The organism is Victivallis sp. Marseille-Q1083 (assembly GCF_903645315.1).
Lineage (GTDB): Bacteria > Verrucomicrobiota > Lentisphaeria > Victivallales > Victivallaceae > UMGS1518.
In genome coordinates this window covers 2,952,376-2,971,078 of record NZ_CAHJXL010000001.1, presented here as the reverse complement: position 1 = coordinate 2,971,078, position 18,703 = coordinate 2,952,376, and the positions used below count along the sequence as shown (strand labels likewise).

At 57.1% G+C, this 18,703-nt stretch carries 14 protein-coding genes; 9 read left to right on the top strand and 5 right to left on the bottom strand.

Annotated elements, in window-relative coordinates; translation table 11 throughout:
- Window positions 1-217 precede the first annotated feature (217 nt).
- The 4 genes from HWX74_RS20035 to HWX74_RS12180 all read left to right on the top strand — a co-directional run bounded on the left by HWX74_RS20035 (window position 218) and on the right by HWX74_RS12180 (window position 6,165).
- Entirely contained in the window at window positions 218-988 is a 771-nt protein-coding gene (locus HWX74_RS20035; protein ID WP_217704941.1) for a type II secretion system protein, read from the top strand.
- Window positions 989-1,092: 104 nt separating this feature from the next.
- Window positions 1,093-3,609 (top strand): DUF4091 domain-containing protein, encoded by a 2,517-nt coding sequence (locus HWX74_RS12190; protein WP_176013804.1) that lies wholly within the window; start codon window positions 1,093-1,095, stop codon window positions 3,607-3,609.
- The gene (locus HWX74_RS12185) at window positions 3,599-4,801 is read left to right on the top strand and encodes a LacI family DNA-binding transcriptional regulator (RefSeq protein ID WP_176013803.1); all 1,203 of its coding nucleotides are present in this window, start codon (window positions 3,599-3,601) and stop codon (window positions 4,799-4,801) included. The genes HWX74_RS12190 and HWX74_RS12185 overlap by 11 nt, the downstream gene beginning before the upstream one ends.
- A gap of 182 nt (window positions 4,802-4,983) precedes the next feature.
- Window positions 4,984-6,165 carry a sialidase family protein gene (locus HWX74_RS12180; protein ID WP_176013802.1) on the top strand — a complete coding sequence of 394 codons (1,182 nt, stop codon included), beginning with the start codon at window positions 4,984-4,986 and terminating at the stop codon, window positions 6,163-6,165.
- Here HWX74_RS12180 and HWX74_RS12175 read toward each other — a convergent pair.
- Genes HWX74_RS12175 through HWX74_RS20030 form a run of 4 tightly spaced genes read right to left on the bottom strand, consistent with a single transcriptional unit; the run spans window position 6,146 to window position 11,793 of the window.
- Window positions 6,146-6,508 (bottom strand): hypothetical protein, encoded by a 363-nt coding sequence (locus tag HWX74_RS12175; RefSeq protein WP_176013801.1) that lies wholly within the window; start codon window positions 6,506-6,508, stop codon window positions 6,146-6,148. The two genes, HWX74_RS12180 and HWX74_RS12175, sit on opposite strands and share 20 nt — an antisense overlap.
- A gap of 19 nt (window positions 6,509-6,527) precedes the next feature.
- Window positions 6,528-8,936 (bottom strand): PQQ-binding-like beta-propeller repeat protein, encoded by a 2,409-nt coding sequence (locus tag HWX74_RS12170; RefSeq protein ID WP_176013800.1) that lies wholly within the window; start codon window positions 8,934-8,936, stop codon window positions 6,528-6,530.
- Between the two features lie 33 nt (window positions 8,937-8,969).
- Window positions 8,970-11,015 carry a hypothetical protein gene (locus tag HWX74_RS12165; protein WP_176013799.1) on the bottom strand — a complete coding sequence of 682 codons (2,046 nt, stop codon included), beginning with the start codon at window positions 11,013-11,015 and terminating at the stop codon, window positions 8,970-8,972.
- 28 nt (window positions 11,016-11,043) lie between these two features.
- Window positions 11,044-11,793: a type II secretion system protein gene (locus HWX74_RS20030; protein WP_217704940.1), complete on the bottom strand. Its 750-nt coding sequence runs from the start codon at window positions 11,791-11,793 to the stop codon at window positions 11,044-11,046.
- A gap of 480 nt (window positions 11,794-12,273) precedes the next feature.
- Between HWX74_RS20030 and HWX74_RS12155 the strand changes: the two genes are divergently transcribed.
- The 4 genes from HWX74_RS12155 to HWX74_RS12140 all read left to right on the top strand — a co-directional run bounded on the left by HWX74_RS12155 (window position 12,274) and on the right by HWX74_RS12140 (window position 16,360).
- Window positions 12,274-13,317, top strand: a complete 1,044-nt coding sequence (locus HWX74_RS12155) for a GntR family transcriptional regulator (protein WP_176013798.1) — start codon at window positions 12,274-12,276, stop codon at window positions 13,315-13,317.
- 14 nt (window positions 13,318-13,331) lie between these two features.
- Window positions 13,332-13,640 carry an MGMT family protein gene (locus tag HWX74_RS12150; protein WP_176013797.1) on the top strand — a complete coding sequence of 103 codons (309 nt, stop codon included), beginning with the start codon at window positions 13,332-13,334 and terminating at the stop codon, window positions 13,638-13,640.
- A 146-nt stretch (window positions 13,641-13,786) separates the two neighbouring features.
- Entirely contained in the window at window positions 13,787-14,968 is a 1,182-nt protein-coding gene (locus tag HWX74_RS12145) for a metallophosphoesterase (protein ID WP_176013796.1), read from the top strand.
- A 261-nt stretch (window positions 14,969-15,229) separates the two neighbouring features.
- A complete protein-coding gene (locus HWX74_RS12140) occupies window positions 15,230-16,360 on the top strand; it encodes a GntR family transcriptional regulator (RefSeq protein WP_176013795.1) in 1,131 nt (376 codons plus the stop codon).
- 202 nt (window positions 16,361-16,562) lie between these two features.
- Here HWX74_RS12140 and HWX74_RS12135 read toward each other — a convergent pair whose 3' ends face one another.
- Window positions 16,563-17,843, bottom strand: a complete 1,281-nt coding sequence (locus HWX74_RS12135) for a transposase (protein ID WP_176012237.1) — start codon at window positions 17,841-17,843, stop codon at window positions 16,563-16,565.
- A 171-nt stretch (window positions 17,844-18,014) separates the two neighbouring features.
- Here HWX74_RS12135 and HWX74_RS12130 point away from each other — a divergent pair, with 171 nt between their 5' ends.
- The gene (locus HWX74_RS12130; RefSeq protein ID WP_176013794.1) at window positions 18,015-18,686 is read left to right on the top strand and encodes a prepilin-type N-terminal cleavage/methylation domain-containing protein; all 672 of its coding nucleotides are present in this window, start codon (window positions 18,015-18,017) and stop codon (window positions 18,684-18,686) included.
- The last annotated feature ends 17 nt before the right edge of the window (window positions 18,687-18,703 follow it).

The window sequence follows — 18,703 nt, the reverse complement described above, 5'->3', positions numbered from 1 at the left end:
CACCGGGAAATAAATTCATAATAGATTAAATACAAATATGTTATAAAATATAATAACCATTTAAAAACCAAAATTCAACCATTTTTTAATCATAATTTTTTTCAAAAAAAATGCGCAATTTCCTGACCGGGATATTGCCTTTTTGGTTGAATCTTGCTATACTTTTCAACAAACCAAAATTCACTGGCATATTCACCAAAGGAAAGGATCATCAAAAATGTCGGGAAAACATCGGTCACTCACTTTCACGCTCATTGAACTGCTGGTCGTGATTGCGATCATCGCCATCCTCGCCTCCATGCTGCTGCCGGCCCTCGGCAAAGCCAAAGCGGCGGCCCAGGGCATCAAATGCCGTTCCAATCACAAACAGCTCGGCGTGGCGTTCGTCTTTTACACGATGGATTTCGACGATTACGCGATGCCTTACGCCACCCGAGGCGACTTCGGAGTACGGGACTGGGCGATCTACGTTTCCGATCACTACGGCATTTCGCCGGAAGTGCAATATTGTCCGGCCGGCGCCGGCAACGACTGGGATGACAGCGACACGGCGGAGTTTCAGGGCAACACCTCCATCGGCCTCAACGCAATGGTGACCGGCTATGAATGGAACCCGGCCACGCACAATTATCCGCATATCAAGATGAGCAAAATTCTCGACGAATACGGTAAAAACGGCGGTTCGCCGGTGCTGTTCGCCGATTCCTACGCCAACAGGGAATACAACGGCTGCTACGGGCCGCTGTTTTCGGCCGCCTCCGTTTCCAGCGGCAAGCCGGACCAGCTTTATTCCACGCCGGCCGACGGCGGCACCGCTTACCAGATTGCGCTGCGTCACAACCAGAAGTTCAATGCCTGTCTGGCCGACGGCAGCGCCCGCGACTTCGGCGGACGCGAAGCGGTGTCGCTGCGCGACCGGCATTTCTCGCCGATTCAGTGGACGAACAGTTGGTACTACGCCGACTGGCCGAACGGGACGTTCTACTGATGACGGATCGCCTTTCATCGTCTGCCCGCCGGAGACCGGACGGAAAGCTCCGGTCTCCGGCGGGGGCCTTCCGTGCCAAGCAATCTTAACCAGTTACAATTGAAATGAAATACTTTTTAGCCATCGTCTCCCTCCTCGCCCTGTTCGGCGCTTCCGCCATGCTGTGCGCCCCGGCCCCGTTGATCGATTTCGACCGGGACGATGCGGCAGCCCATTGGCAATTGTCGCCGGAAACCGCCGGCGGCAGCCGTCTGGAATTGACGGAAACCTTCGCCACCGCCGGAAACCGCAGCCTATGCTTCACCACGCCGCGCTGGACCGACGGCGCCCCCGCCTATCCGGCCTTTTCCTTCCACGGTGATCTCGGCAGCTTTCAGGCGTACGATCAACTGGCGTTCGATCTTTTCAATCCGACGCCCTACGGAGTCCAGTTCGGCATGCATATCGGTCCCGCCGGCATCGCCCGCGACGCCGGGCCGTATTATGAATTGAAAATACGTCCTTATCAATTGAAACGGGTCGTCCTGCCGCTGGCGGAACTGAATGCGCGCTTCGGCGCCGAACCAATCGGACAATTTTATTTTTACAGCATGCGGCGCGCTTTTCCGGCCGAAGTTTATTTCGACAATTTCCGGCTGCTCAAAACTGGGGAAAAACCCGCTCCCTATTCCCGGGAAGTCAAAAACCGGCTGCGCAAATGGATGACGCCGTGGAAAGCCGCGGTCAGCGAAGAATTTTATCCGACCAAAGTCCCGATTCACAGCAGCGCCTTGACCGAACCATACAAACAATTCCTGATCGGTGAATTCGACCGCACCCACCAGGAATGTCTGAATGCACTGGCCAAAGTCATTCAGAACAACTATGACGGCGTCGACGACGACGCGGCAATCATCGCATTTCAAAACAGCCGCCAGAATATGAAGCGGGCTGCTTCCCTGCTGCAGTTGAAGCAGGACAACGACCGGTTGTTTCAAGACGATCCGGATCTGCTGCTGGCGTTCTCCGATGCAATGACCAAATATCCGCCCCGGCTGCTGCCGTTTGCCGCCGCAGTCGGCGACCATCACCTCATCCGCCTGGCCCGCAATGAAACCGAAGCGGCGCAATTGCTGGCGCTGCCGCTGACCCGTGACACCCGGATCGAACTGCAATGCGGCACGCCGCAACGGGCCGACGGCATGGCGTTTCCGGACGGCGCGCTGACTGCGTCGGTCGTCGGTTTCGTCCAGACCACCAAGCTGGCGCCGTTCGACGCGCCGATCGTCGGCTGGTATCCCGACCCGATTCTCGATTTCATGACCGGCTGCGACATTGCCGCCGGCGATCTGCAGAGTTTCTGGCTGCGGGTGCGGGCCCCGGAAGATCAGGCGCCCGGCCGCTATACCGCCAAACTTGAAATTTTAAAAGACGGCGAACGCTGGCGTACCCTGCAACTGGAAATCGAAGTGCTGCCCTTCACGCTGCCGCGCCATTCACCGCTGCCGAGCGTCATCAGTTTCGGCACCGACAAACTGTCGAAGGATCCGGAAAAGCGCCGGCGCTGGAGCCATTTTCTCGACGATTATCTGATCGGCATGGACGATCTTTACCGGCGTGACGCGCCGGATTTTGAAATTATCGAACGGCTGCATCGCGAAAGACGGCTGGTCGCCTTCAACCTCGGCAACATTCCGGGCGACGCACTCGACCCGGCCACCCGTCAAATCGACGTCGGCAAACTGCTGGCCCGGTTCCGGCCGCTTTATGAACAATCCAGAGCGCTCGGCGTGCTGAACCACGCCTACATCTACGGTTTCGATGAAGTGGAGGCCGCCGATTTCGACAATCTGGAAACCTGTGCGGCGGCTCTGCACGAAGCCTTTCCGGAAGTGGCGATCATGACCACCGCCTGGGATCATTCACTCGGTACCGACGGCCGAATCAATTCCGTCGACATCTGGGTGCCGAAAACCGAACGCTACGCCCGGGACCGCTCCGCAGTGGAACGAAGCCGCGCCCGAGGCAACCGGGTCTGGTACTATATCTGCAACTTTCCGGTTCCGCCGCATATCAACTGGTTCATCGAGCAGCCGGCGATGACCGCCCGGCTGCTGATGGGAGTGATGAGTGAAAAATTCCAGCCGGACGGCTTTCTCTATTATGCGCTGCGCATCTGGTGGGACAACCAGCCGATCACCGACGGCCCCTACACGTCGTGGTGGCCGGAAAGCTGGTACAATCACCACGGCGACGGGTTGCTCGCCTATCCCGGCCCGGACGACCAGCCGCTGGCCGGCATCCGGCTGGAAAATTACCGGGACGGTCTGGAGGATTTCGCCTATCTGTGCATTCTCAACGCCCAGATCGCCGCGACCGAAGCGCTGCCGGCCGGCCGGTCTTCCGCCGAACAGCTCCAATGGCTGAAAACAGCCAGGGAGACGGCCGTCATCCCCGCACAACTGGTCCGGCATCTGGCCGATTTCAGTTGTCTGCCGGCCGAACTGGCCGCCTATCGCGACCGGCTGATCCAGGCAATCGTCTCCTCGGAAATTCAGGACGTCGATCCGTGGGGACCGGAATTCGATGTCCGCAGTTTTCATCAGTCCCGCCAACACCAGGAAAATAACCATGAAAAATGATCAATACTTCAATCCGCTGCTGGACCAGCCGGAGCTCCGGCAACCGACTTCCGCCGACGCCTTGTACCGCCATCTGACCGGCCAGTTGCGCCGCAACCGCGCCGCCCTGAGCGGCAAAGCCCTGCTGCCGGAACGGCAACTGGCCTTGTATGCCGGCCTGGACCGGTCGCTGATCCACAAAGCGTATCAGCGTCTCCTGGACGACGGTTTGCTGGAACGGCCGGAAGGCAGCCGGCGCTACCTGCTGACGCCGCCGTCGCGCGAAACGGAACCGGGCAAAGTCCTCGGCGTGGTCCTGCCGATGCCCTATTCCGAATACGTCAATATCAAAGCCAGCCAATATATCCGCAGCAGCTTTTTCAACGGCATCATCGACCGGGCTTCGGAGCTGGATTATGCCGTCCGGATGCTCCAACTGCCGGAACCGGATGCTGACGCCGGGGAAATCGACCCGCAACTGCGCCGGTTGGCCGGGGAAATCCGCGGCATCGTCCATCTCGGCGACCGCGGCTACGACGAAGACCCGGTGCTGGAAAAGCTGCTGGAACTCGATAAAATTCCACAGGTTTTTCTCGCCGCCGAACACAGTTCCCCGGCGCTGGGAGCGATTCGTTACGATTATCCGCGCTGGTTGAAACTGTTCACCCAGTACCTGCGGGAACTCGGCCACCGGCGGCTGGCGATCATTCAGCCGGATTACTGGCGGCGACATATGTATTGTTATTATGATTTCGGCGATATCCGCGATTGCCTGCCCGACCTGCGCAATGCCGGGATCGAAATCCACGACGACTGGATCATCACGTTCAACGACTACCACATGGCAGAAAAGCTGGCGGATAAAATCGCCCGGCTGATCCAACTGCCGCAACAGCCGACCCTGCTGCTATGCAACAATGACGTCACGGCGCTGGAAACCATGCGGATTCTGCAGGATTGCGGTAAAAAAATTCCCCGGGATTTTTCCGTCGTCGGCTTCGGCGACCTGCCGGAATCGCGGGAATCGGAGCCGCCGCTGACGACTTTCCGGCTGCCGTTTTACGAAGCCGGCCGCGGCGCGGTCGATTTGCTGCTGGACCACCGCGCCAACGGTTGCAGTGAACAGAATCATCGCAAATACCATCCGGTCAACTTGATCACGCGTTCTTCGGTCGGACGGCCGAATCCGGCGTTGACCATCGCCCTGCACTGACCCGGCCGGGAAAACGAAAAGCGAAAATTCACGCCGGGGCGGAGCGGTCAAGGCGGCCGGGAGGAACCGGTGGTAAAAATTCTGCGCAAAATCCGGTTCCGGCGGTTGGCAACCGGAGCCCTCGGCGATTACAGTATTGTCCATCGAACCGACAATCAACTGAAACCGTCCCGGAGAAACCGATGAAATCAGGTGTTGCCTTGCTGTTCGCCGCCGTGGGCGGTCTGTCGTTCTTTCTGCCGGCTCCGGCGGCGGCAACCGCCGGCAGTTTGCCGGCCGCATCGAAGGGAGATGTCTCAATGGAGCAGAAAACCGTCCTGGAATTGCCGCACCAAGCCGGCAATCCCCGCAACTCGGAAGGCGCCTTCATCACGTTGAAGGACGGCCGGATCATGTTCATCTATACCAAATTTTACGGCGATAGCTGGTCCGACCATGCCGCCGCCTGCCTGGCGGCGCGCTATTCGGACGACAACGGCGACAGCTGGACGGCAGAGGATGAAATTGTCGTGCCGAATGAAGGACAGAACGTCATGAGCGTTTCGCTGCTGCGGCTGGCCGACGGCCGGCTGGCGATGGTTTATCTGCGCAAGGCGCTGACGGCGGACGGCTACCTGGACTGCCGGCCGCAACTGCGTCATTCGGCCGACGAGGGCAAAACCTGGAGCGAACCGGTTTCGATCATTCCGACGCCCGGCTATTACGTCGGCAACAACGACCGGCTGGTCCAGTTGAAAAGCGGCCGACTGCTCTATCCGGTCGCCCTGCACCGGGCACACACCGACGATGACGGCCGGAAAGGAGTCGACATCCGCGGCATCGGACTGGTCTATTATTCCGACGACAACGGCGACAGTTGGCGGGAGGCGCCCCAATGGCTGCTGCCGCCCTCCCGGCTCGGCAGCGGTTTTCAGGAGCCCGGCGTTGTCGAGCTATCCGGCGGACGGCTGATGATCTGGTTCCGCACCAATGACGGCGCCCAATACACCGCCTGCTCCGGCGATCAGGGACTGACCTGGGAAACGGCGGTCAAAAACAACCGCTTCCGCTCGTCGGAATCGCCGATGTCGATCAAACGCGACCCGGAACACGGCGATCTGATCGCCGTTTGGAACGACCATTCGCCGCGCTGGGCCATCGAACGCCGGGATGCCAGCTGGGGGCGGACGCCGCTGGTGCTGGCCCGCAGTGCGGATGAAGGCGAAACCTGGCACGATCATCAACTGCTCGAAAGCGAACCGGACCACGGCTACTGTTATATCGCCATCGAGTTCGTGCCGGACGGGCTGCTGCTCGCCTATTGCTGCGGCGGCGGCCGGGATGCCGTGCTCCAGGATTTGCGCATCAAGAAAATTTACCGCTGAAAAACCGGCGCCGGATCAACCGCCAACATTCCGGCAGCGGCCGGCCGGGCACCAGTTCCGTGACACAGTTGCGTTCCATGCGGCAAACCAGATAAATTGAGCCGACCAACACCAGATTCATCAGCACGTCGCAGCCGAAAATGGTCACCATTCCGTCCTGTTGCAGCACCGCCGCCTGATAGACGGTGATCGATCCCAGCAGCAAATGCCGGATCGCCACTAACAGCGAAGCCGGCAACGGCCAGGCCGGCAGTTCCGCCGCCAGCGCCGGCCGGCCGTCAAGCCGGATGTGCCAAGCCAGGCCGGAGCGCTCAATGTTTCGGGGGCGGCCGTTATCGTTCAAACCGTCAAACGGCGAGCAATTATTTCAGGCGAAAGTCACCGGCCGCCGTCAAATCTCCGCGAAGCTTGAAGATGAATACCCGCCCGGCATAATCCACGAGATAAACCCGGCCGGCGGCGACCAGCGGGGAAGCGCTAACCGGCACACCGAGGTCAAGCCGGCCCTCAAGCACGCCGTCGGCAGCCGAACATTCGTAGAGAACGCCATCCATGCCGGCGAACAGCAACCGACTGCCAAGCAGCAATGGAGCGGATTCGACAATCTTTTCCAACCGGCTGTAAACCTGGGTCGCCAGCCTGGAAACGCCCGGAACGCCGGCGGTTTCCACCGATGTCCAGCGCCGCCGGAGCGATTGGAAATCGAAGGCGCCCACCCCTTCCCAGTCGACGCCGACATAAATCAGGCCGTCGCCGACCAGCGGAGCCGAGGCGGACATCGACAGCAGTTCGTCTCCGCCCAACTCCTCCGAGGTGGCGGCAATCATCCTGCCCGTCTCCGGTTCCACGATGGCGGACCGGGCAGACGAAACCATCAGAAGATTGCCATCCGCCAGGCGGCTGGTCCGCACCTGGAAGTGATAGCGATCCAGCTCCAGTTTCCACACCAAGCTCCCGGTGGCGGCGTCCAATGCCGCCAGTATCCAGCCATGCCCGGAATTCGAAATGATCAGTTTGCCGTCGATCACCTGCGGCGGATCGGTTGACGGGTCCCATTGGGACAAGGCGCTGCGCCACAATTCCCGGCCGGTGGCGGCCTCCACCGCCCGCAGATAGCGGCCGAAGCCGCCATAGAGAATTCCGTCGGCCAGCACGATTCCGTTGCTGTTCTTATGATCGAACAGAACCGGCCCCGGCGAAGACTTCCAGCGCAGGATGCCGGTTTCCGCTTCCACGGCATATAAATTGGAGTCGGTATCGGCGGCATATACCGTACCGGCATCGTAGCAGACGGAGTTGCGGATACCGGCGGCGACCGGCAATTTCCAGCGGAGCCGGCCGGTGGCGGCATCAAGCGCCGCAATTCCGCTGTTCGTGCCGTCGTCGTCATCGTTGATGCCGGCAAAAATCATGCCGTCGCCGAAAGCCGGCGCACCCCAGTGAACATGACCGGGAAACCAGGCGATTCGTTCAAGTTCCAGGGAGGCCGTCCGCGAAATCGGCGCCGGAAACGGGACGGTCTTCCGGATCGTCTCTCCGGAATTCAGCGTCGCGACCACTTCAACCGTGTACGAGCGCTCCGGCTCAAAAGGGTAGACGGCCGTCCAGAGCCACGGTCCGCGACGCGTCATCGCCAGCCTTTCACTTTCGCCGTCCGTCCCGGTTGCAATCATCTCAAGTCCGGTAATCAGGGTGCTGGAATCACCGGCAGCGGCAGCCACCGTATAACCGCCGCCGTCCGCCGCCGGTGAAATGCGCACATCCAGCAGTTTCTCCACAAACATCGGAACAACGCGGGAAGAAAGCGTTCCGTCCGCCGCCACATGGTAATAACGATAGCTCGCCGCTTCACCGGAACCGCCTCCCTTGGTGGAAATGCAGCTCGACCAGGTTTTCAGTCCGAACGGCAGCGAAGCAACCCGGCTGTAATGGGTGTGCCCGTAAATCCAGCCCTTCAGGTTCCATTTTTTCAGATCGGTCGGATACGGCGTGCCGGCACCGGCCACGCCGTCGGCGGCAAGAATTTCCGGATAATGACTGACGAAGACGACCGGGCGCGTTTCCGGCACCAGCGCCATCAGATTGTGAAGGTACTTCGCGACATCCGTTTCGGTGAATCCCGGCGCCATATCGCCGTCCAGGTATTTCGGCAAAATGACGAACAGCACATTTCCCTCCTCGAAAGCATAATAGATCGGTCCCAGCGTGTCCTCGTAAAAAGCCTCGCCCCGCCCTTCCGACTTCAAATCGTGGTTGCCGAGCACATGGTAGACCGGCAGGCCGAATCCCCGGCGATTGACGGAAGCGGCGTGCATGCGCATGTCCTCCGTGGTGTGAATGTCCCCGGTATGAATCACGAACGCCGCGCCGCAGTTTCTGGCAAAGCGGCGGATCCGGTCGAAACAATCCATCACGACCGGAGAACCCTCCGCCTCCGTATCGGACATTTGCACGAAACAGAACGAATCGAATTTCGGCCGGCGCTGCAGCTTGAAGTCGTAACTCGTATCCGAATCGACCGTTACCCGCTGGAAAAACGTTTCCGCACTGCGGTCGGCGGGCGTGACGACGGTGACAAAACGCGTGTCGGCATGCCGCGGCAGCACATATGCTCCGGCCGCATCGGTGACGGCCGCTTCCGCGCAATTGGAAACAATCACTCCCGCCAGTCCCCCACCGGTGTCGGCATCCGTCACCCGGCCGGTGATATCGGCGGCGGCAACGGCAGCCAGACCGGCAAACATCACCGGCAACCACATCATTATTTTCATTTTCAACATTTCCATCCTATTCAATCAGTGAAGTCAGCGGGTTTCGATCAACCAATCACACGAGATATTTTCCCCGGCAAAACGGTATCGGCCGCCGCCAAGATTTTCCGTATTGCCGGTGGTGGATTGAAAAGACCCGAACTCTTCCGGCAGTTCCAGCAGCGCCTCCGACCTTCCCGGCCCGTTGCCGGTCACCAACAGCCGGTGCCGGCCGGCCTGATCCGCCAGGCAGCGGGCCCGTACCTCCCCCCGGCGCGGTTCGATTGTCACGGCCGGTCCGGCCGCCGTGCTCAGGATGAACGGCTCCAGCGATTTCAGAATCGACGCCACCCGGCAGACTTCCGGCCAGCGCCGTTCGAATTGCTTCGAATCGGGACCGCGGCCCGGCCGCAGGTCGAAATAGGAATAAAAGATAAAACCTTTGGCGCCGGCAATCACTTCGCGCAGGACGATCGCCAGCATCTGATGTTCGGTCGGGTCGGTGTATTCCCGGTAGAACTTCGCGGTATCGCCTTCCCGGACCTCCGGATCGTAGAGGCCGGCGTTGTAGATCTGCGGAACCGTCCAGAGCGGCATGCCGCAGCGTTCACCCCAATTCATAGCCTGTTCGACCACCGTCATCTGGTTGCAGGCGTTGCGGGCGATCGGATACGGATCGAGACCGAGAATGTCCGAACAGGGAAGATAGCAGGGAATGGATTCGATCTGGTAGAAAACCGCCAGCGATGGGCGCGAGGGATCCAGGCAATTCATCAGCCGCCGCCGGGCGACAAGAGTGTCCAGCTGGTTGACATCGGCCTCATCGCAAATATACCACGCCAGAATGGCGGGATGGTCGCCAAGGCTTTCGACAACCCGTTTCACAATTTCATCACCGCCCTCGATCCCGTTCCACTCCGCAACCGGCGAAGCAACAACCGGAGCCGGCAAAAGGTCCTTCAAGGCGAAAATCAGCTTCAAACCCTTTTGCTCACAATAATCCAGGACCTCGCGGATCGCCGCCCGATGCGTGAAAGACGAGCCGTTGAAACGCAAATCCAAACTTCCATACGGCAGCACTGTGTTAAAAGCCGAATCGGCAATGCAATCCAAATCCTCTTTTTGCAGGTCGTAGCAGTAAAGCCCGATCGGCATGAAAGGTTTTCCATTTACCAGGGTACGGCCATGTTCATCAATCTGAACTCCGGCGCTGTCGCGCGCTTCGATGGAAACAGGCCATTTCTGACGCCCGATGAAACTTCTGCTTTGCGGATCGGCAATGATTATTTCCAGTTCTCCCCTGCCGGGTGCAAGCTTGCCGAATTGCAAGGTTACGCAGCCACTGGCATTAAGTTCCGCCGTCCTTTCCACGACTCCTCCGCCATCGACAGACAAGCGTCCCAGGCAGACCAGCTCTTCGTAAACGATTTCCCGTCCGGTGTCTCCGGCCTTGAGGCAAGAGAGTTTGAGTTTGCCGTCGGAGGCCGGACAAACGCTATGGGTCGGCCATGTCTGTGCAATAAGCCATCCGGATTCGGCGATCTCCTCGACCACCGCGTCATCAAAAAACGCCAGTCCGGTCGTCCCTTTCATCATGTAACAGGAAAAGCGATAAACCAACTCCCCTTCCGCTTCCGGAGGCGTGGCAAGCGTCCCTTCTATCCATTGCCAATGAGAAGCATCAGTTACTCGGGAGGAGGAATGCGCGGTTGAACGCCAGCTGCCGTTGCGGTCGTAGTGCTCCATGCACAAAGCCGCGCCATCCCCTTCAAGCTCGCCTTCGGTTTTGATCCAGACTCCGAAACGATAAGATGTTCCGGGCTGCAAAACTACATTCTGATAGGAGATCACGTATTCATCCGGCAATGTGCGATCGTACTTCAAACCAGCTGTCTGGTTTCGGCCGCAGCCATTTTCAATGCCGACCCCGGAGCGCAGCCCCTTCCAGCAGCCGACATCGCTGAACGCCGGATCTTCCAGCAGATTGGTTTTCCTCACCTGCGGCAGGACCGCAGCCTTATAGCCGGAAAAATCCTCCGGCTTCACCGCCAGGCCGACTGCGGGCATCAATATGAGGAACAATATTCTTTTGAACAACATAATTATCCCATACTCTGTCAGCGGTATCTTAATTAAATTTCCACGAGCCATCCACCTGAATCGGCCGGAACAGCTCCACGTACCTGGCGCCACACTCGCGGCGCATCAACTGAGTCGCGCTGCCGTCATACATGCCGACATTGACCCTCAGGTTATGCCGGCTGCTCATCGGATACCAGTGATACCCCCCGTCTCCGCTGCCGAGCATCGGCCAGAACGCATTGTCGATGTCGTCCCGGTCGGTTATGATTTCCGCCGCAAAATACGCGCCGGCGGCTTTGTCGCTGTTGAATTCCAGATGCGAGGGCGTATCGGCGAAAACAACCGGCGAGGAACCATGCGACAATTCGCCGGGAGCGGCAAATTTCACCGGATTCTGGCCGCCGTGCCCAATACCATAGCCGAACGTATTAAACGACAGGCCGATGCTTTGATTTCCATGGGCAATGTCATCCTCATCCCATTTGCCCGAGCTGGCGGGGCAGACAAACAGGTTGCCGGCCGCGCCGTAATCTTCGGCGAGCGTCACACTCCAGACGGACGCACCCCAGCAACTGTTCGCCTGCCCCGCTCTCGGAATCCGCGCTGACATCGCCCAGCCGTCGTAGTCGTCGATATACAGCACATTGAGCAAACCGAGCTGCTTCAAATTGCTCCGGCAGGAGATATCCAGCGCTTTGCTTTTCGCCTTGCCCAATGCCGGCAGCAACATACTGGCAAGAATTGCTATAATAGCGATTACTACCAACAATTCGATCAATGTAAAACACTTTTTCATCTTTTCACTTTTCCTTCCATACTGTTTGGTGGTCGGAATTTTTTGATTCCGATCAATTTTCGGCCGATAACTCTTGACCAGTCGACCCTACCGGTTCAGCAGCCAATTGGTTCCATGTTTTAATTATAGCAAAATTCCGCAGAAATGTCAATAGCTTTTCATAAAAAAACCACTTTTTTATTAGCTTACCAAAAATTCAAGACAAAACACATAAAAAATAAATATTAAAAAATATTCATTTCAAACATATTATATATAATTAACAGCTTTTATTCCAACTGGCAGGCAGACTTTTCGAAAGGGAAAAAAATTGATTTCAAAGCTGAATTTTTTCGAAAATTATTTTTATCTTCACAAGCTTTCTAATAAAACGTCAGAAATTTTTCAAAAAAACCTCGCCGCGGCACTTGATTGTTTTTTCAAAATATGCTATACTTTATAAAAAGTAGCAATCACTGTAAAAGGTCCCGGAAAATTAAGATGGCGACACCGACTAAAAATCCGAAAATTCGCTGTACCGACCGGGTGGAAGCCGATCTGGTCGGCCAGATCAAATCCGGCAGGCTGAAGCCCGGCGACCGCATCCCGGTCAACCGGCAGTTGGCCGACCGCTACGGCGTCTCGCTCGCCACCGTCAATCTGGCGCTGCTGAAGATGGCCGACAAAGGGCATCTGGTCCGCCGCAACGGTGTCGGCACCTTCGTCGCCGACCGCCGCCAGCCCGGCGGCTTGCGGACCGTCGCCTTTCCGATGCACTCCAGTTACAATCCGCTCCACGTCTCGATGCTCGCCGAACTGTCGCATCAACTGACCGAGCGGAACATCCGGCCGCTGATCGGCGACGGCACCGGCGAAGCCGCCTTCATCCGGCAATTGCCGGCGGTGCCGTGCCACGACATGATCCGGTTTCCGTTTTCGGTCACCAACGAGCCGGAAATCTGGAAGCTGCTGCAGGAAAAATCGATCAATACAGTCATCATCAACGATTTCTGGCTGCAGGGCGGGCCGTTCAGTTGCATCAACGCCGATCTCGCCGGCGGCGTCCGGACCATGCTGGCGCATCTGTTCGAGCTCGGACACCGCCAAATCATGATCATGGACGAGGACATCATCCCGTGCATGACCGTACTGGCGGCTTATGCCGAAATGCTGCACCGCCACGGTCATTATGTCGAAAACCGTCTGATCAAGCTTATTTTGGTCCACGATTTTATTTTTGAAAAAAGCCTGCTCGACGAAATTTACCGGAACTGCACCGCCGTCCTGCTCATCCAGCACTATTACGCCGCCAAACTGGCCAAGGCGTTCACCGCGGCCGGCTACCAGGTCGGCAAGGATATCAGCATCGCCGCGCTCGGCGGCATGGAGCACGGCGGCGACGAAATCAGCACCGTCGTGCTGCCGGTCAAGGAAAGCATCAGCCGGGCGCTGGAGCTGCTCGCCCGCTCCGGCGAGCCGCAGAAAATCCTGCTGCCGACTTCCTGCCTGTTCAAAGCGAGCACCCAGCCGCCTTCCCGGCAGTGATGAGTGGAAGTCCGATGGTACAGGAAGAGTTCCGGCAGCAGGTCTATGCTCTGGTGAAGGTAATTCCGCAGGGCTGGGTCGCCACTTATGGACAACTCGCCTTCCTGGCCGGTCATCCCAGACATCCCCGGCTGGTCGGCAAATTTCTGCGCGAAGCGCCGTCGAAGCTGAAACTGCCCTGTCACCGGGTGGTCAATGCCGCCGGCCGCTGCGCGCCCGGCTGGCCGGAACAGGCCGCTCTGCTCCGGCGGGAAAACGTGGCATTCCGTCCCAACGGCAATGTCGATCTCGACCGGTGTTTCTGGTGCTGTTTTGAAGAATGACCGGCATCGGCATCGACCGCATTCGGCAATTCCGACTGGACAAACTAGACAGTTCATGCTAAATTGACCCGGATTTCGCGGTATCTCTCTTTTTCAATCGTAAAACAGGCGCAACCTATTATCATCAAACAACAGAAAGAAAATCAATGAAAAAATTGTCGTGTCTTACTGCGGCGGCTCTGGGAATGCTATGCGGCGGCGCAATGGGTGCTGCCGAACTTCCCGAAACGATCTTCAGCACTTATCCGGTGGTATACGCCGTCGGCGACGAATATCAGATTCTGGTGCCGGTCAAGCAGGAAACCCTGATGTGGTGCGAGGTGAACGGCAATGAATATTACGACGAATCCTGCGGCATCCTGCGCTCCGCCACCACGACCCACCGGATGACCGTGCCGATGAAGGATTTGGACGATGCCGGCCATTACACGATCTGCTATCGCGAAGTGGAAGAGCGCCTGCCTTATTTTTCCAAAACCAGCGAAGTGAACAAGCTGGAATTTTCTTTCCGGCCGGTCCGGGGAGATGACATCCGGATCTTTCATATCGCCGACGCGCACAACCGGATCGACGCCCCGGTCGCGGCGGCCGGATATTTCGGAGCCGACCTCGATCTGCTGATCCTGAACGGCGACATTCCGGAAGACAGCGGCGACATTCAGAATTTCACCACCATCCACGCCATCGCCGGCAATATCTCCAAAGGGGAAATCCCGGTGGTCTTTTCCCGCGGCAATCACGACCTCCGCGGCATTTATGCGGAAAAATTGGCGGAACACACCCCGACGCTGAACGGCAATTCCTATTTTACCTTCCGGCTCGGACCGGTCTGGGGAATCGTGCTGGACTGCGGCGAGGACAAACCGGACGATCATCCGGAATACGGCAACACGATGGCCTGCCACGCCTTCCGGCAGCGCGAAACGGCATTCCTCAAACAGGTGATCGCCGATGCCGGCAACGAATACGCGGCGCCCGGCGTCGAATACCGGCTGGTGGTTTCGCATGTGCCGTTTTCGCAGGTACTGAAACCGCCGTTCGACATCGAGCAGGAGCTCTATCGGGAATGGTGCCGGCTGCTGGCGGAGAATGTCCATCCCCAGTTGATGCTGTCCGGCCATATCCACGATTTGTACATCACCCATGTCGGCGATGAACTCGACCACCTGGGACAGCCCTGTCCGGTGGTGGTCGGTTCGCTGCCCGGCAAGGACCGCAGCCAGTTTACCGGTGCGGCGGTGGCGCTGACGCCGGGCCGGGCCGAAGTGCGCTTCGTCAACCAGGACCGCCAGGGAGGGGGGGAAGAAGCGCTGCAACTGATTCCCTGAGCGAAGCCGTCCCGCAGGAGCGCAGTCGAAAGCGGGAAGCAAAAAATTTGCTTCCCGCTTTCTCTTTCGCGCGGCCGCGGCCGGTACAATGACAATACGGAAAATCGATTGGCTCTGCACAGGTCAAAAACAAATAAAAATAAATAAAAATAATCGGAAATTTTCTGTAGGGGGGTTGACTTTTTTCCATTTTCTTGCTATAATTATTGACTGTAGTACAACAGTTGATGTGTTTTTGAAATCAAAGCAAGCCGAAAAAAAATGGAAGTATTGCAGAAAGACCGATCGACGCCACTGCCCCAGCAGCTCTATAAGATTCTGCTCGAGCGCATCTCCTCCGGCCGTTATCCGGCCGGCAAGAAGCTCGACAGCATTCGCGTGCTGGCCAGGGAGTTCAAGATCAGCGACCGGGTAGTCAACCAGGCGCTGGAATTGCTGGAGAAGGACAGCCTGATCATCCGGGAGCCGGCCAGAGGGGTTTTCGTCAGCCGGAGCAATACGGTGGACAACAAGCCGCTGCGGGTGATCCTGGTTTTCCCGGAAGTGGGGATTCTGCCGGAAGTGCTGCCGGTCGGCAACTGGCACGCCAACACCGAGATCTACCGCGGCATGCTGGAAGTCGGGATTGCGCACAACACCCACATCCATCTGGAATATTTTCCGGAAGCGGAAGACAATTTCGCCTTGAACGGGCAGTTGCAGCGCCTGGCCGGCTACGACGCGGCAATCTTCTACGGCGACCAACGGCGCAAGCTGCGTTCCGTTGCCGCCAACGAGGTGGCGGTGGTGGCGACAGTTCAATTCGGGGCGCCGGCGGAATATCGCGAGCCTGAACTGGCGGTCGGCTACAGCGACCGGGAACTGGTCGAATGCCTGGTCGACACGATCAAGTCGCGCGGCTACCGCAAGTGCGGCTGCATCGCAGTGCCGAGAACGTCGGACGATGTGCCGTTCCTGCACTGGCGGACGCTGGAATACTGCCGGCTGGGAAGAGCCGCCGGTCTGCCGGTGCCGGATGGCGCGCTGCAGGAGGTGCCTTTTCCGGTGGTGGCAGCGGAGGACGAGATTGTCGCATTCCTGCGGCGGGAAAAGCCTGACTTCCTGTTCTATAACAGCGATCATTTGGAGCCTTTATACAATGCGGTTTCGAAATTGAACCTGCAGCCCGGCCGGGAAATCGATTTCATGTACATCGGCGCCTCGTCGGTCTGTCCGATCTGCAGCCGCGTCACGCCGCCTTTCCGGCAGATCGGCCGGGAAATGATCAGCCGGATCGTCGATTACTGCCGCTGGAAACGGCCGCTGCCTTCGGAAAGGATTTTTTTACCGCCGCAAATTATCACCGGCAATTCAACCGGCTGGTCCCATGATAACCGAACAGACGAGATGTAAGCATTAATCAACCCTATGAGTTCTGCGAAATAGAGGAAAAGTGAACAGGAAGCAGTTTGAGCCACCGGCAAAAGCTTTGAAAACAAGCAAACAGTACGAGTTGGTGCAGAATTGGGTAAAAAATCGCTGAAAAAAGGCGTGAAGAATTAAGGCGGATGTGAATTCGCCGGGGTTGATTGAAAAATTTGAGATTATCGCGAAGCTATGCGGCGTCAGCAAACGATTTGTAACAGCGGATTTTGTCCGGCTGTTCGAGAATGAATGCGGCGGCGACGGCGGTGAGCGCGAGCGTCAGATGTGCAATGCTCATCTGGTTGCGGATGGCTCGGTAATTGAAATGCGTGGTCTGTTCGACCTCGCGCGAGCCGAGGCGCGAGAAATAGCGTTCGACGCCGGTACGTTTGGTATAAGTCTCTTTGTACCATGCGCTTTGGCGCGGGACCTGGGCGCGTGCATCATCGGTAACGTCGATGTAAGCGGTACAGCCATAGCGGCTGCCGGTACAGAATCGTTGATGATTGCAAGGGCATTGGCCAGGTAATTCGGCTTTTTCCGGGCGCGTTCCGGCGATGATCGGACAGCGGAATTTCTTGCGGGTGCGGCCTTCGCTCTTGGTGATGCATGAATATTTCATTTCGAGTCCGCCGGGACAGATGGGACAGCCTTTTTCGCCGAGAAGTTTGGCCGCTTGCTGGTTGCGCGGATTGATTGGGATGCATGCTTGGCCTTTGATTTCGTCCTTGATAAAGTCGTAGAATTGGCGGTGGTCATAGGCGGAATCGGCGATAAAAACTCGGCCTTTCTTCTGTCCGTAGACCCGTTTGAGTTTGCGTAAGAGCGAGTGCGCAATCTGTTCGTCGGAGATGTTGTTCGGCTTGGTGATTTCGACCAGCGGAACGCCTTCTTCGGAGACCAATACGTGCGTCCGGAAGCCCCAGAAAAAGCTGAATTGCTTGCCCGTGCCGAATGGCTGTTTCAAGTAAGAATAATAGCCGAGAGTCGCTTTGGGATTGCGGGGGATTTTATCCTCTTTATCCAATGAGCGACTCGGATTTTTGGGATTGTTGTGCTTGGTATTGGCCATGACCGGTTTGGAATCGACGATCAGGACGTCAAGCGAAACCACGCCGCCGCCGATCAGCGACTGAACCGCCGCATGATGAATCGCCTGGATTTCGGAGTTTTTTGTCTTGCTCAGGAATGTATAAAAACGGGACGAGTCCGGCAGCGAATCATACTGGAAACCGATCATTTCGCAGATCACCGGATTCCGTTGCAGATTGCGCAAGAGCTCCGGAATGCTTTTGATTTCCTCCGCGTGCTTGTAAACGTATGCTTTGAGGTAAGCCAAATCTCCATAGCCGATACGACCAGGACCTTTCTTCTTAGCGACACTAGTATGAGATTCTTCCAGCGCAAGAAACAGGCTCTCGTATTTGGAGTTGGCGTACCCGCGATAATCGCAGAATAAAGATAGTTGCATTGGTTTTTATTCCTCCTTCTGGAGTTATGATTTTGATTGCTAGAAGATTACAATATAATTTCAGTTGGAGGATTTTTCAAATTTCAATGCATTGTAAATAGTTAAAAATAAATAATTTAATGTATTTCGCAGAATGCACATTAATCAACCCTACAAAAGGAGGAAAACAAGATGAAAAAGAAATTCACACTGATCGAACTGCTGGTCGTAATCGCTATCATCGCGATTCTCGCCAGTATGCTGCTGCCGGCCCTGGGCAAGGCCAAAGCCAAGGCGGTGGCGATCAAATGCACCAGCAACCTCAAACAGCTGGGGTTGGCGACCAACATGTACGCCAATGACAACAATGATTCGGCACCGCAAGCACTTGTTTATTACAGTTGGGGTTCCAATGGTGACTGGTTTGAACAACTGGCAGATTACATGGGAGTCAAAATTGTCGCCTGGAACACTTACAAGCAGGGTGACCATGCGGCGATGGAGTGTCCAAGTTATTCCGGCAACAGAACTTTTTATACCTATGGCATGAATATGTGGGTTGGCGGAAGCTGGGATGATACCGCCAACGCTTATGTCACCTGCCAGCCGTATAAGCTCTCCAATGTGAAGAATCCCACCCAGGCGCTTCTGTACAGCGATGTCGAAAACGGTCACGGCTGGCCGGGGCTGTGGAACCAGCGGTTCACCGGCTGGCCGGACACGGCGTTCCGCCACAGCAACTATCTCAATGTCGCTTTTGTCGACGGACACTGTGAAGGATTTTCATTCCGGCAGGCCATCGAGCCGCAGCAGCGCCTGTACGATCTGTCCTATTATCCGGTGCTGGGACTCGATATCCCGTAATATTCGCTGCGCCGGTC

Coding starts and splice junctions, on each gene's coding strand:
- HWX74_RS20035 (WP_217704941.1), top strand. CDS start 218: ATGTCGGGAAAACATCGGTCACTCACTTTCACGCTCATTGAACTGCTG.
- HWX74_RS12190 (WP_176013804.1), top strand. CDS start 1,093: ATGAAATACTTTTTAGCCATCGTCTCCCTCCTCGCCCTGTTCGGCGCT.
- HWX74_RS12185 (WP_176013803.1), top strand. CDS start 3,599: ATGAAAAATGATCAATACTTCAATCCGCTGCTGGACCAGCCGGAGCTC.
- HWX74_RS12180 (WP_176013802.1), top strand. CDS start 4,984: ATGAAATCAGGTGTTGCCTTGCTGTTCGCCGCCGTGGGCGGTCTGTCG.
- HWX74_RS12170 (WP_176013800.1), bottom strand. CDS start 8,936: ATGAAAATAATGATGTGGTTGCCGGTGATGTTTGCCGGTCTGGCTGCC.
- HWX74_RS12165 (WP_176013799.1), bottom strand. CDS start 11,015: ATGTTGTTCAAAAGAATATTGTTCCTCATATTGATGCCCGCAGTCGGC.
- HWX74_RS20030 (WP_217704940.1), bottom strand. CDS start 11,793: ATGAAAAAGTGTTTTACATTGATCGAATTGTTGGTAGTAATCGCTATT.
- HWX74_RS12155 (WP_176013798.1), top strand. CDS start 12,274: ATGGCGACACCGACTAAAAATCCGAAAATTCGCTGTACCGACCGGGTG.
- HWX74_RS12150 (WP_176013797.1), top strand. CDS start 13,332: ATGGTACAGGAAGAGTTCCGGCAGCAGGTCTATGCTCTGGTGAAGGTA.
- HWX74_RS12145 (WP_176013796.1), top strand. CDS start 13,787: ATGAAAAAATTGTCGTGTCTTACTGCGGCGGCTCTGGGAATGCTATGC.
- HWX74_RS12140 (WP_176013795.1), top strand. CDS start 15,230: ATGGAAGTATTGCAGAAAGACCGATCGACGCCACTGCCCCAGCAGCTC.
- HWX74_RS12135 (WP_176012237.1), bottom strand. CDS start 17,843: ATGCAACTATCTTTATTCTGCGATTATCGCGGGTACGCCAACTCCAAA.
- HWX74_RS12130 (WP_176013794.1), top strand. CDS start 18,015: ATGAAAAAGAAATTCACACTGATCGAACTGCTGGTCGTAATCGCTATC.